Genomic DNA, 12,794 nt, shown 5'->3' on the forward strand with positions numbered 1-12,794 from the left:
TCAGGCGATCTCGCGAGAGTCGCGCACCATGTCCACGTGCGGGATGCCGGCTTCGAGAAATTCCTCGCTGACCACGCGAAAGCCCAGCCGCTCGTAGAACGGTGTGGCGTGCACCTGGGCGCTGAGCATCTGCTGCTTGAGGTCGCGGTTCTGCGCTTCGACGATCACCGCATTGACCAGCGCATCGCCGACCTTGAGGCCTCGCCAGTCCTTGAGCACCGAAATGCGGCCGATGGTGCCGTCCGCCAGCAGGCGGGCGGTGCCAATCGGGTAGTCCCCTTCCAGTGCCAGGAAGTGCAGTGCCTCCTGGTCCTCCGAGTCGAATTCCAGTTCCGGCGGAATGTGCTGTTCGGCGACGAATACTGCTTCCCGGATACGGCGGATATCGGCGTTGTCCTTCTGCCAGTCGGCGAGGCGCACACGTATCTTATTCATTGGCGAATCCCAGGCTGCCTTGTTTGATCAGCTGCTGTACCAGCATAAGGCCATCTTCATCCTGCAGCCACTGCTCAAGGTTGTCGATGTGTAACGCGTCGGCCGAGCACACCAGCTTCAACAGCTCGCGCAGCTTGGCTGGCAGCGGGCAGCTGCGGCCGCTGGCGAACAGCATCAGGTCGTCGCCCAGCTCCGACCAGGCCATGCGGGCGCTCGGGTTGCGGATCAGGATGGCGCCATCTTCCAGCGCTTCGATCAGCTCTTGCTCCTCCAGCTCTTCACCCACCACCTGCTCGGGGTAGCGCGGTTCGGTCATGAACTGGCCGAACCAGGTCAGCAGCAGGTCCTTGTCGTTCATGTGCTTGTCGATCAGCCCCTTGAGGCGGTCGAGGGCATCGTGCTGGATCTGGTGCGGGTCGCTGACTGGCTGGGCGTCGGCGTCGCTGTAGCGCTCTTCGTCAGGCAGGAACTGGCCGAGGAAGTCGGTGAAGTGGGTCAACACTTCGGCGGCGCTTGGGGCGCGGAAGCCGACCGAGTAGGTCAGGCAGTCGTCCACGGCCACGCCGTAGTGGGCCAGGCGCGGTGGCAGGTAGAGCATGTCCCCCGGTTCCAGGGTCCATTCACCGCTCTGTTCGAATTCGGCGAGGATGCGCAGGTCGGCGTGCTCCAGCAGCGGGCTCTCGCTGTCGCACATCTGGCCGATTTTCCAGTTGCGCTGGCCGTGGCCCTGCAGCAGGAACACGTCGTAGTTGTCGAAGTGCGGACCGACGCTGCCACCTGGGGCTGCGAAGCTGATCATCACGTCGTCGATACGCCAGCTCGGCAGGAAGCGGAAGTGCTCCAGCAGCTCGGCGACTTCCGGCACGAACTGGTCGACAGCCTGCACCAGCAGGGTCCAGTCCTTTTCCGGCAATTCGGCGAAGGTGTCATCGTTGAACGGGCCGCGGCGCAGCTCCCACGGGTGGGCGCCGTGCTCGAGCACGATGCGCGACTCGACTTCTTCCTCGAGGGCCAGGCCGGCCAGCTCGTCGGGGTCGATCGGGCTTTCGAAGTCCGGGAACGCCTGGCGCACCAGCAGCGGCTTCTTCTGCCAGTAGTCGCGCATGAATTCGCGGGCCGAGATGCCGCCGAGCAGCTGCAGTGGAGTATCAGGATTCATGTTCAACCTATTGAAAAAACGTAATTTTCGTCCGGGAATAAAAACGCCCGGCTAGGCCGGGCGTTGAACGCGACGGGCAACTTAGATGCGTTTGGCCTGTGCTGCCGCGTTACCGATGTAGCTGGCAGGGGTCAATTGCTTGAGCTCGGCCTTGGCGTCGGCTGGCATGTCCAGGCCGTCGATGAAGGTCAGCAGCGCTTCAGGGGTGATGCCCTTGCCACGGGTCAGCTCTTTGAGCTTCTCGTAGGGGTTCTCGATGTTGAAGCGGCGCATGACGGTCTGGATCGGCTCGGCCAGGACTTCCCAGCAGGCGTCCAGGTCGGCGGCGATACGAGCGGTGTTGACTTCCAGTTTGCCGATGCCTTTCAGGCTGGCTTCGTAGGCGATGACGCTGTGGGCGAAGCCCACGCCCAGGTTGCGCAGCACGGTGGAGTCGGTCAGGTCACGCTGCCAGCGCGAGATCGGCAGCTTGCTGGCCAGGTGCTGGAACAGCGCGTTGGCGATACCCAGGTTGCCTTCGGAGTTTTCGAAGTCGATCGGGTTGACCTTGTGCGGCATGGTCGACGAGCCGATTTCGCCGGCAACGGTCTTCTGCTTGAAGTAGCCCAGCGAGATGTAGCCCCAGACGTCGCGGTCGAAGTCGATGAGGATGGTGTTGAAGCGGGCGATGGCGTCGAACAGCTCGGCAATGTAGTCGTGCGGCTCGATCTGGGTAGTGTACGGGTTGAACTGCAGGCCCAGCTCGCCTTCGATGAAGGCGCGGGCGTTCTCTTCCCAGTCGACCTGCGAGTAGGCCGAGAGGTGGGCGTTGTAGTTGCCCACGGCGCCGTTGATCTTGCCCAGCAGCGGCACGGCGGCTACCTGGGCGATCTGGCGCTCCAGGCGGTACACCACGTTGGCCAGCTCTTTGCCCAGGGTGGTCGGCGAGGCCGGCTGACCGTGGGTACGCGACAGCATCGGCACGTCGGCGTGAGCGTGGGCCTGGGCGCGGATGGCATCGGCGATCTGGCGCATCAGCGGCAGCAGCACTTCGTCGCGACCGGCGCGCAGCATCAGGGCGTGGGACAGGTTGTTGATGTCCTCGCTGGTGCAGGCGAAGTGGATGAACTCGCTGACCTTGGCCAGCTCAGGCAGTTGCGCAGCCTGCTCCTTGAGGAGGTATTCGATCGCCTTGACGTCGTGGTTGGTGGTGCGCTCGATTTCCTTGACGCGTTCGGCGTGCTCGAGCTTGAAGTCGGTGGCCAGGCCGTCCAGCAGAGCGTTGGCCTCGGCGGAGAACGCCGGCACTTCGCTGATCTGCGGGTGGGCGGCCAGACGCTGCAGCCAGCGTACTTCGACCAGGGCGCGGAAACGGATCAGGCCGTATTCGCTGAAAATGGGGCGCAAGGCCTGGGTTTTGCCGGCGTAACGGCCGTCTACAGGGGAAACCGCAGTGAGCGAAGAGAGCTGCATGGGGTGTTCTCGGACAGTCAGGCTTTTGGAGGGCGCATATCATACATGAAAAATGCGCCGGGGTCGGGTGGCTGACCAAAGGTCGGGCCTATCAAAACATGTCGCAGTGCCTATGTGGGGGCGGCGCCGCCTTCAGGAAGGCTTGCGCATCATGTCGTACAGTTCGTTGAGCAGCTTGCGCCGGCTGAACACCAGTTGCCAGCGGTGCCCGCCCAGCTGGCGCCACAGGCGCGCGGCGCGGATGCCGGCAAGCAGCAGCGCGCGGATTTTCGAGGCGTTGTTGGGCTGCTGCAGGAAACGCATGTCGCCATGCACCTGGATGCGCTGGCGCAGGGTGCTGAGGGTGTCCTGGTACAAGGCGCCACTGGAAGCGATGACGTTTTCGTGAACCAGGCCGAAATGGTCGGCCTGGGACTGGATCTGCGGCAGGCGGTTGCCGATGGTGTCGAGCAGGTCGCCGCGCTTGTTCAGCTGGCGTTCCAGGCCGAGCATCGACAGCGCATAACGCAGCGGCTCGCGCTGCAGGCTGTTGGGGTCGCGCTCGAGTGCGCCGACCAGCGCGCGGTAACCGTCGCGCAGGTTGCTGTCATCACCGCCAAATACCTCGAGGGTGTCCTTGGGGTCACGCACCAGCAAGCTGCCGAGCATGCAGCCGATATTGGCCTCGCTGGCCTGACCGGTGCGGGCGATGCGGTCGACCAGCACGGCGGCCTGGAACACGCCGCCCAGGGCAATCAATTGCTCCTGCAGGTTGCTCATGCGCGCGGGCTCCACGGCTCGGCCGTCTCGATCACGCCGCCGCCCAGGCACACCTCGCCATCATAGAACACCACCGACTGGCCCGGGGTGACGGCGCGCTGCGGTTCGTCGAACACCGCGCGGTAACCGCTTTCGGTCAGTTCCAGGGTGCAGTGCTGGTCGCTCTGGCGGTAGCGCACCTTGGCGGTGAGCTTGCGCGGGCTGCTGAGGTCGACCGGGTTGACCCAGAAGATTTCCGAGGCGAGCAGGGCGCGGGAGAACAGCCACGGGTGTTCGTTGCCCTGGCCGACCACCAGCACGTTGCGGGTCAGGTCTTTGTGCAGCACGTACCACGGCTCGTCGCCGGCGTCTTTCAGGCCGCCGATGCCCAAGCCCTGGCGCTGGCCGATGGTGTGGTACATCAGGCCGTGGTGGCGGCCGATGACTTCGCCGTCGGTGGTCTGGATTTCACCCGGCTGGGCCGGCAGGTACTGCTTGAGGAAGTCGCTGAAACGGCGCTCGCCGATGAAACAGATACCGGTGGAATCCTTCTTCTTGGCGGTGGCCAGGCCGTGTTTTTCGGCGATGGCGCGCACTTCGGGCTTTTCCAGCTCGCCCACCGGGAACAGCGTGCGGGCGATCTCTTTGCCGCCCACGGCGTGCAGGAAGTAGCTCTGGTCCTTGTTCGGGTCCAGGCCCTTGAGCAGCTCGGTGAGCGCGCCGGTGTCGCGGCGGCGCACGTAATGGCCGGTGGCGATCAGGTCGGCACCCAGCGACAGGGCGTAGTCGAGGAACGCCTTGAACTTGATTTCGCGATTGCAGAGGATGTCCGGGTTGGGCGTGCGACCGGCCTTGTACTCCTCGAGGAAGTGCTCGAACACGTTGTCCCAGTATTCGGCGGCGAAGTTGGCGGTGTGCAGCGTGATGCCGATACGGTCGCACACGGCCTGGGCGTCGGCCAGGTCTTCACGGGCGGTGCAGTATTCGGTGCCGTCGTCCTCTTCCCAGTTCTTCATGAACAGACCTTCCACCTGGTAGCCCTGCTCGATGAGCAGAAGGGCGGAGACGGAAGAGTCCACGCCGCCGGACATGCCGACGATGACGCGGGTCTTGGCGGGGTCTTTAAGTGCTGGGCTGGTCATGGCTACCGATGTGTATCAAGGGGGAAAAACGCCGATTCTATCAAACCCGAGGCGGCGCGTCAGTCGCGCAGCAGGTCGAGGCTGTGCAGCGGCCCTGCGAGGTAGTCGTCGAGGCAGCGTGGCACCAGCTCGCTGCGCCAGCGGCTGGGGTCGGCGAGCAATTCTTCGCGGGTAAGCCACACGGCGCGCACGATGTCGCTGTCCAGTGCCAGGTCCGGGTGATGGCGCAGCGGGCGTGCGGCGAAGCAGATGCGCTGGTAGGTCACGCCATTGCTGGGGGCGGTGTACAGGTAGATGCCGACCACGCCGGTCAGCTCGACTTCCCAGGCGGTTTCTTCCAGGGTTTCGCGCAGGGCGGCCTGGGGCAGGGTCTCGAAGGCTTCGAGGTGGCCGGCGGGTTGGTTGAAAACGTGCTGGCCGGCTTTGAATTCTTCGACGAAGAGGAACTTGCCGTCCTGTTCGACGATGGTAGCGACGGTGATGTGGGGTTGCCAGGTCATGTGGTCTGTCCTTTTATCGCTGGGGCCGCTGTGCGGTCCATCGCGGGCAAGCCCGCTCCTACAGGTACAGTGCAGGGCTCAATGACAGCACCTCTCCTGTAGGAGCGGGCTTGCCCGCGAAGGGCTGCGCAGTGGCCCCAATTCCCAGAAAGCACAAACCCCGGTGCGTGGCCGGGGTTTGTGCTGTTACTTCAAGCGAGCCTTACAGGGCAGCAATGGCGCTGTTCAGGGTCTGGCTTGGGCGCATCACCTTGGCGGTCAGCTCGGCATTCGGCGCGTAGTAGCCACCGATGTCGACTGGCTTGCCCTGAACGGCGTTGAGCTCGGCGACGATGGTCTCCTCGTTCTCGGTCAGGGTTTTGGCCAGCGGGGCGAAACGTGCCTGCAGCGCAGTGTCGTCGCTCTGGGCAGCCAGCGCCTGGGCCCAGTACAGGGTCAGGTAGAAGTGGCTGCCGCGGTTGTCGATACCACCGACTTTGCGCGAAGGCGACTTGTTGGTGTCGAGGAACTTGCCGGTAGCCTGGTCCAGGGTGTTGGCCAGGACCTTGGCGCGCGGGTTGTCGTAGGTGTTGCCCAGGTGCTCCAGGGAAGCGGCCAGGGCCAGGAATTCACCCAGCGAGTCCCAACGCAGGAAGTTCTCTTCAACCAATTGCTGTACGTGCTTCGGTGCCGAACCGCCGGCGCCGGTTTCGAACAGGCCACCGCCGTTCATCAGCGGCACGATCGACAGCATCTTGGCGCTGGTGCCCAGCTCCATGATCGGGAACAGGTCGGTCAGGTAGTCGCGCAGCACGTTGCCGGTCACCGAGATGGTGTCCTTGCCTTCGCGGATGCGGGCCAGGGAGAACTTGATGGCGTCGACCGGGGCCAGTACACGGATGTCCAGGCCAGCGGTGTCGTGATCCTTCAGGTACGCCTGCACCTTCTCGATCATCACGCCGTCGTGGGCACGGGCCGGGTCCAGCCAGAACACCGCTGGGGTGTTGCTCAGGCGGGCGCGGTTGACGGCCAGCTTGACCCAGTCCTGGATCGGCGCGTCTTTGGTCTGGCACATGCGGAAGATGTCACCGGCTTCGACGTTCTGCTCCAGAACGACCTTGCCCTTGCCATCGACCACGCGCACAACGCCGTCGGCCTTGACCTGGAAGGTCTTGTCGTGGGAGCCGTACTCTTCGGCCTTCTGCGCCATCAGGCCAACGTTCGGTACGCTGCCCATGGTGGTCGGGTCGAATGCACCGTTGGCCTTGCAGTCTTCGATGGTGGCCTGGTAGATGCCGGCGTAGCAGCGGTCCGGGATGATCGCCTTGGCGTCCTGCAGTTCACCGGCGGTGTTCCACATCTTGCCCGAGTCACGGATCATGGCCGGCATCGAGGCGTCGACGATGACGTCGCTCGGCACGTGCAGGTTGGTGATGCCTTTGTCGGAGTTGACCATGGCCAGGGCCGGGCGAACGGCGTACAGGGCCTGGATGTCGGCTTCGATTTCGGCCTGCTTGTCAGCTGGCAGGTCCTTGATGCGGGCATACAGGTCGCCAATGCCGTTGTTGGCGTTGAAGCCGACTTCGGTCAGGGCAGCAGCGTGCTTGGCCAGCACTTCGCCATAGAAGGCTTCGACGATGACGCCGAACATGATCGGGTCGGAGACCTTCATCATGGTGGCTTTCAGGTGCACCGACAGCAGCACGCCGGAGGCCTTGGCATCGGCGATCTGCTCGGCGATGAAGGCTTTCAGGGCCTTGCGGCTCATGGTGGCGCAGTCGATGATTTCAGCGGCTTTGACGGCGGTCTTTTCTTTCAGCACGGTGGTGCTGCCGTCTTTGCCGACCAGCTCGATGCGCAGGCTGTCGTCAGCCTCGATCAGTGCGGCTTTCTCGCTGCCGTAGAAGTCGCCTTGGGTCATGTGGGCAACGTGCGACTTGGAGTCGGCGGCCCAGGCGCCCATCTTGTGCGGGTGCTTGCGCGCGTAGTTCTTGACCGACAGCGGTGCGCGGCGGTCGGAGTTGCCTTCGCGCAGTACCGGGTTCACGGCGCTGCCCTTGATGCGGTCGTAGCGCGCGCGGGATTCTTTTTCTTCAGCGGTCGCCGGCTCGTCGGCGTAGTCCGGGATGTTGTAGCCCTTGCCTTGCAGCTCCTTGATCGCCGCTTTCAATTGCGGGACCGAGGCCGAGATGTTCGGCAGCTTGATGATGTTGGCTTCAGGGGTGGTGGCCAGCTGGCCCAGTTCCGCCAGATGATCGGCTACCTGCTTGTCGGCGCCGAGTTGCTCCGGGAATGCCGAGAGGATACGGCCTGCCAGGGAGATATCGCGCGTTTCGACGGCGATGTCGGCGCAAGCGGTGAAGGCTTCGACGATCGGCAGCAGCGAGTAGGTGGCGAGGGCAGGGGCTTCGTCGGTGAAGGTATAGATGATCTTGGAACGGGTGGGCATGCGGGTTAACTCTCTATGTGCTGAGCGTACTCGAGTCTCGAGGTGCGCAGGGTAGGCGCTTCGCCCTGGCGACGCCATGAGCGGAAAGTCGAGAGGCTGCGAGCGGTGATGGTGGATGCATCAGTCGAGCGTCAAGTGCTGAGCTGCGGTAACAGCCCAGGCTTCGTGGCCATTGCTGGCCGAGGGCGAGCCGCATTTTCCTAGGGTTCGCCCTGGTGACCCTTCGGTCGCGGCGCAGTATATCAAACCAATCGGGCTATTCAGCAAGGCGAAGTGACATCGGCGCCATTTATAAGACCAAAGACGTAGGGGCAATGTGGTGTGTTGTCGCAGTGCTTGCAGGTCGGCGGATGTGGTTTAGGCTCAGTGGGATCGCATGATGTCCAATCACACCCGAAAGCGGAGTAGTGCAAGCATGGGATACCAGAAAATCAAGGTTCCGACCGACGGCACCAAGATCACCGTCAATGCAGACCATTCGCTCAATGTGCCCGACAACCCCATCATTCCCTATATCGAAGGGGACGGGATTGGCGTCGACGTTTCTCCCGTCATGATCAAGGTCGTGGACGCGGCCGTGCACAAGGCCTATGGCGGCAAGCGCAAGATCGCCTGGATGGAGGTGTATGCCGGCGAGAAAGCTACCCAGGTCTATGACCAGGACACCTGGCTACCGCAGGAAACCCTCGACGCGGTGCGCGAATACGTGGTGTCGATCAAAGGCCCGCTGACCACCCCGGTGGGTGGCGGCATTCGTTCGCTGAACGTGGCCTTGCGCCAACAACTCGACCTGTATGTGTGCCTGCGCCCGGTGGTGTGGTTCCAGGGCGTGCCGAGCCCGGTGAAAAAGCCTGGCGACGTGGACATGGTGATCTTCCGTGAGAACTCCGAGGACATCTACGCCGGCATCGAGTGGAAAGCCGGCTCGCCCGAAGCGAACAAGGTGATCAAGTTCCTCAAGGAGGAAATGGGCGTCACCAAGATCCGTTTCGACCAGGACTGCGGCATCGGCGTCAAGCCGGTCTCCCGCGAGGGCACCAAGCGCCTGGTGCGCAAAGCCTTGCAGTATGTGGTGGACAACGACCGTGAGTCGCTGACCCTGGTGCACAAGGGCAACATCATGAAGTTCACTGAAGGCGCCTTCAAGGACTGGGGCTATGAGGTGGCCAAGGACGAATTTGGCGCCGAGCTGCTCGATGGCGGCCCGTGGATGAAGTTCAAGAACCCCAAGACCGGCCGTGAGGTGGTGGTGAAGGACGCGATCGCCGACGCCATGCTGCAGCAGATCCTGCTGCGCCCGGCTGAGTACGACGTAATTGCCACGCTCAACCTCAACGGTGACTACCTGTCCGATGCCCTGGCGGCGGAAGTGGGCGGCATCGGCATCGCGCCGGGCGCCAACCTGTCCGACACCGTGGCCATGTTCGAGGCCACCCACGGCACTGCGCCTAAATACGCGGGCCAGGACAAGGTCAACCCCGGTTCGGTGATTCTCTCTGCGGAGATGATGCTGCGCCACATGGGCTGGACCGAAGCGGCCGATCTGATCATCAAGGGCACCAACGGCGCGATAGCGGCCAAGACCGTGACCTACGACTTCGAGCGGCTGATGGAGGGGGCGAAGCTGGTGGGCAGTTCAGGTTTTGGCGACGAGATGATCAAACACATGTAAGGCAATATAAAACCGGCCGTCTCCCTGAAGAGGCGGCCGGTTCATTCGTATACCGGCACAGAGCAATGGCCAGGCTCAGGCGGTTTCGCTCTGCGGTTCGCCCTGGTTTTTGGCGACCTCCGCCGCCGCTGCTGCTGCCTCCGCGGCATCCTTGATTTCGACCGCATGCAGGCCTTTGGGGCCCTGGACGATGTCGAACACTACGGACTGGCCCGCTTTGAGGGTCTTGTATCCGTCCATCCGGATGGCTGAGTAATGAGCGAACAGGTCTTCGGATTTACCTTCCTCATTGATGAATCCGTAGCCCTTGGCATTGTTGAACCACTTGACTTTACCGCTTGCCATCCCTATGTCCCTCTGCAAAGGACTCCATCACTGGAGTATCATCCACTTCATCCGCATACGAACCTTGCGAAAAATCTGGTTGACTGCGCGGATCTTTATCGACCACGGTGGGTTCTTATTGGTTGTAACACCGTTTTGCCGATAGTCAAGGTCGCCCAGCGTGCGCGCTGGCAGTGGCCTGTGCGGTCAACCCATAACCTTAACCTGACGATCATGATGAAAATCTTTCCATGCATGCACGTAGCGAGATTCGACTAACATTCAATCAGGATCGCCCGCAATCGAATGAGGACGACGGCTCAGGTCTTGCAGTCCAGGAAGCCAAGCCGATCCTGCAGGCGCCACCCATGTACAAGGTGGTTTTGTTCAACGATGACTACACGCCGATGGATTTCGTCGTCGAAGTGCTCGAAACGTTCTTTAGTTTGAACCGCGAGCTGGCGACCAAGATCATGCTGACCGTCCATACCGAAGGGCGGGCAGTGTGCGGATTGTTTACCCGTGACATCGCCGAAACAAAGGCCATGCAGGTCAACCAATACGCCAGGGAAAGCCAGCATCCGCTACTCTGTGAAATCGAGAAGGACGGTTAATCGCCGACCACTTGGGTATGAGGTGAAGCTATGTTAAACCGCGAGCTCGAAGTCACCCTCAATCTTGCCTTCAAGGAGGCCCGTTCGAAACGTCATGAGTTCATGACCGTCGAACATCTGCTGCTGGCACTCCTTGACAATGAGGCTGCTGCGACCGTTCTGCGCGCCTGTGGCGCCAATCTCGACAAACTCAAGCACGACCTGCAAGAGTTCATCGATTCCACCACGCCCCTGATTCCAGTCAACGATGAAGACCGCGAAACCCAGCCAACCCTGGGCTTCCAGCGTGTGCTGCAGCGTGCCGTGTTCCACGTGCAAAGCTCCGGCAAACGCGAAGTAACCGGTGCCAACGTGCTGGTGGCGATCTTCAGCGAACAGGAAAGCCAGGCCGTGTTCCTGCTCAAACAGCAGAGCGTGGCCCGTATCGACGTGGTCAACTACATTGCCCACGGCATTTCCAAGGTGCCGGGCCATGGCTCGCACGCCGAAAGCGACCAGGAGATGCAAGACGAGGAGGGCGGTGAAACGTCTTCTTCCAGCAACCCGCTGGATGCCTACGCCAGCAACTTGAACGAACTGGCCCGTGCCGGGCGTATCGACCCGCTGGTCGGGCGCGAGCAGGAGGTCGAGCGCGTTGCGCAGATTCTTGCCCGCCGCCGCAAGAACAACCCGCTGCTGGTCGGTGAGGCTGGCGTGGGCAAGACCGCCATTGCCGAAGGCCTGGCGAAACGTATCGTCGACGGCCAGGTCCCCGACCTGCTGTCGCAGAGCGTGGTGTATTCCCTCGATTTGGGCGCGTTGCTGGCGGGTACCAAGTACCGTGGCGACTTCGAAAAACGCTTCAAGGCGTTGCTGGGTGAGTTGCGCAAACGCCCGCAGGCCATTCTGTTCATCGACGAGATCCACACCATTATCGGTGCGGGTGCGGCGTCGGGCGGGGTGATGGATGCGTCCAACCTGCTTAAACCGCTGCTGTCGTCCGGCGAGATCCGTTGCATTGGTTCGACGACCTTCCAGGAGTTCCGCGGCATTTTCGAGAAGGACCGTGCACTGGCGCGGCGCTTCCAGAAAGTCGATGTCAGCGAACCTTCGGTCGAAGACACCGTCGGCATTCTGCGCGGCCTCAAAGGGCGCTTCGAAAGCCATCACAACATCGAGTACAGCGACGAGGCCCTGCGCGCCGCCGCTGAACTGGCATCGCGCTACATCAACGATCGCCACATGCCGGACAAGGCCATCGACGTGATCGACGAGGCGGGTGCCTACCAGCGCCTGCAGCCCGAGGCGAATCGGGTCAAGCGCATCGACGTGCCGCAAGTCGAGGACATCGTCGCCAAGATCGCGCGTATTCCGCCGAAGCACGTCAGCAGTTCCGACAAGGAGCTGCTGCGTAACCTGGAGCGTGACCTGAAGCTGACCGTGTTCGGTCAGGACCAGGCGATCGACTCGCTGGCCACGGCGATCAAGCTGTCCCGCGCAGGCCTGAAGGCGCCGGACAAGCCGGTTGGTTCGTTCCTGTTCGCCGGGCCTACCGGTGTCGGCAAGACCGAAGCGGCGCGGCAGCTGGCCAAGGCGCTGGGCGTGGAGCTGGTGCGCTTCGACATGTCCGAGTACATGGAGCGGCATACCGTATCGCGTTTGATCGGTGCGCCTCCTGGCTATGTCGGGTTCGACCAGGGCGGCCTGTTGACCGAGGCCATCACCAAGCAGCCGCACTGCGTATTGCTGCTCGATGAAATCGAGAAGGCCCACCCGGAAGTCTTCAACCTGCTGCTGCAGGTGATGGACCACGGCACGCTGACCGACAACAACGGGCGCAAGGCGGACTTCCGCAACGTGATTGTGATCATGACCACCAACGCCGGTGCTGAAACCGCGGCCCGGGCGTCGATCGGCTTCACCCATCAGGACCACGCGTCCGATGCCATGGAGGTCATTCGCAAGAGCTTCACGCCGGAGTTCCGCAACCGTCTGGACACCATTATCCAGTTCGGCCGCTTGAGCCACGAAACGATCAAAAGCATCGTCGACAAGTTCCTCATCGAACTGCAGGCGCAGCTGGAAGACAAACGTGTGCTGCTGGAAGTCAGCGATGACGCCCGCGGTTGGTTGGCGGCCTCTGGCTACGATGTGCAGATGGGCGCGCGGCCGATGGCGCGGCTTATCCAGGACAAGATCAAGCGGCCGTTGGCTGAGGAGATCCTGTTTGGCGAGCTGGCCGAGCATGGCGGTGTGGTGCACATCGACCTGCGCGATGGCGAACTGGTGTTCGACTTCGAGACTACCGCAGAAGTGGCCTGACAATGGGGCCGCTCTGCGGCCCAATCGCC

General features: G+C 62.5%; 11 protein-coding genes. 3 read left to right on the forward strand and 8 right to left on the reverse strand.

Features of this window, described 5'->3' with window-relative positions; genetic code table 11:
* The 7 genes from ABEH27_RS02835 to ABEH27_RS02865 all read right to left on the reverse strand — a co-directional run bounded on the left by ABEH27_RS02835 (position 1) and on the right by ABEH27_RS02865 (position 7,854).
* Positions 1–435 (reverse strand): GNAT family N-acetyltransferase, encoded by a 435-nt coding sequence (locus ABEH27_RS02835; protein ID WP_346612114.1) that lies wholly within the window; start codon positions 433–435, stop codon positions 1–3.
* On the reverse strand, positions 428–1,594 hold the full coding sequence (locus tag ABEH27_RS02840; RefSeq protein ID WP_346612115.1) for a cupin domain-containing protein: 1,167 nt from the start codon (positions 1,592–1,594) through the stop codon (positions 428–430). Before ABEH27_RS02840 ends, ABEH27_RS02835 begins: the two co-directional genes overlap by 8 nt.
* A gap of 81 nt (positions 1,595–1,675) precedes the next feature.
* On the reverse strand, positions 1,676–3,046 hold the full coding sequence (gene purB, locus ABEH27_RS02845; protein WP_346612116.1) for an adenylosuccinate lyase: 1,371 nt from the start codon (positions 3,044–3,046) through the stop codon (positions 1,676–1,678).
* 132 nt (positions 3,047–3,178) lie between these two features.
* Positions 3,179–3,805 (reverse strand): high frequency lysogenization protein HflD, encoded by a 627-nt coding sequence (hflD, locus tag ABEH27_RS02850; protein WP_346612117.1) that lies wholly within the window; start codon positions 3,803–3,805, stop codon positions 3,179–3,181.
* A complete protein-coding gene (gene mnmA / locus ABEH27_RS02855) occupies positions 3,802–4,926 on the reverse strand; it encodes a tRNA 2-thiouridine(34) synthase MnmA (protein ID WP_346612118.1) in 1,125 nt (374 codons plus the stop codon). Before mnmA ends, hflD begins: the two co-directional genes overlap by 4 nt.
* A 59-nt stretch (positions 4,927–4,985) precedes the next feature.
* Positions 4,986–5,426, reverse strand: coding sequence for an NUDIX hydrolase (locus tag ABEH27_RS02860; RefSeq protein ID WP_346612119.1), 441 nt, complete (start codon positions 5,424–5,426; stop codon positions 4,986–4,988).
* Positions 5,427–5,628: 202 nt separating this feature from the next.
* Positions 5,629–7,854 carry an NADP-dependent isocitrate dehydrogenase gene (locus ABEH27_RS02865; protein WP_346612120.1) on the reverse strand — a complete coding sequence of 742 codons (2,226 nt, stop codon included), beginning with the start codon at positions 7,852–7,854 and terminating at the stop codon, positions 5,629–5,631.
* A gap of 415 nt (positions 7,855–8,269) precedes the next feature.
* Between ABEH27_RS02865 and icd the strand changes: the two genes are divergently transcribed.
* On the forward strand, positions 8,270–9,526 hold the full coding sequence (gene icd, locus ABEH27_RS02870; RefSeq protein WP_346612121.1) for an NADP-dependent isocitrate dehydrogenase: 1,257 nt from the start codon (positions 8,270–8,272) through the stop codon (positions 9,524–9,526).
* 75 nt (positions 9,527–9,601) lie between these two features.
* Here icd and cspD read toward each other — a convergent pair whose 3' ends face one another.
* A complete protein-coding gene (gene cspD / locus ABEH27_RS02875) occupies positions 9,602–9,871 on the reverse strand; it encodes a cold shock domain-containing protein CspD (RefSeq protein WP_346612122.1) in 270 nt (89 codons plus the stop codon).
* Positions 9,872–10,101: 230 nt separating this feature from the next.
* On the opposite strand from cspD, the gene clpS reads away from it, so the two are divergent.
* Complete coding sequence (gene clpS, locus ABEH27_RS02880; RefSeq protein WP_012315251.1) at positions 10,102–10,464, forward strand: ATP-dependent Clp protease adapter ClpS; 363 nt, start codon at positions 10,102–10,104, stop codon at positions 10,462–10,464.
* Between the two features lie 30 nt (positions 10,465–10,494).
* A complete protein-coding gene (gene clpA / locus ABEH27_RS02885) occupies positions 10,495–12,765 on the forward strand; it encodes an ATP-dependent Clp protease ATP-binding subunit ClpA (protein ID WP_346612123.1) in 2,271 nt (756 codons plus the stop codon).
* Positions 12,766–12,794 lie beyond the last annotated feature (29 nt).

Origin of the sequence: Pseudomonas sp. P39-UII1 (assembly GCF_039672635.1) — a bacterium.
Classification (GTDB): domain Bacteria; phylum Pseudomonadota; class Gammaproteobacteria; order Pseudomonadales; family Pseudomonadaceae; genus Aquipseudomonas.

What these genes read in the sequence shown, in the direction of transcription:
- ABEH27_RS02835 (WP_346612114.1), bottom strand. Translation starts at nt 435, where the DNA reads ATGAATAAGATACGTGTGCGCCTCGCCGACTGGCAGAAGGACAACGCC.
- ABEH27_RS02840 (WP_346612115.1), bottom strand. Translation starts at nt 1,594, where the DNA reads ATGAATCCTGATACTCCACTGCAGCTGCTCGGCGGCATCTCGGCCCGC.
- purB (WP_346612116.1), bottom strand. Translation starts at nt 3,046, where the DNA reads ATGCAGCTCTCTTCGCTCACTGCGGTTTCCCCTGTAGACGGCCGTTAC.
- hflD (WP_346612117.1), bottom strand. Translation starts at nt 3,805, where the DNA reads ATGAGCAACCTGCAGGAGCAATTGATTGCCCTGGGCGGCGTGTTCCAG.
- mnmA (WP_346612118.1), bottom strand. Translation starts at nt 4,926, where the DNA reads ATGACCAGCCCAGCACTTAAAGACCCCGCCAAGACCCGCGTCATCGTC.
- ABEH27_RS02860 (WP_346612119.1), bottom strand. Translation starts at nt 5,426, where the DNA reads ATGACCTGGCAACCCCACATCACCGTCGCTACCATCGTCGAACAGGAC.
- ABEH27_RS02865 (WP_346612120.1), bottom strand. Translation starts at nt 7,854, where the DNA reads ATGCCCACCCGTTCCAAGATCATCTATACCTTCACCGACGAAGCCCCT.
- icd (WP_346612121.1), top strand. Translation starts at nt 8,270, where the DNA reads ATGGGATACCAGAAAATCAAGGTTCCGACCGACGGCACCAAGATCACC.
- cspD (WP_346612122.1), bottom strand. Translation starts at nt 9,871, where the DNA reads ATGGCAAGCGGTAAAGTCAAGTGGTTCAACAATGCCAAGGGCTACGGA.
- clpS (WP_012315251.1), top strand. Translation starts at nt 10,102, where the DNA reads ATGCATGCACGTAGCGAGATTCGACTAACATTCAATCAGGATCGCCCG.
- clpA (WP_346612123.1), top strand. Translation starts at nt 10,495, where the DNA reads ATGTTAAACCGCGAGCTCGAAGTCACCCTCAATCTTGCCTTCAAGGAG.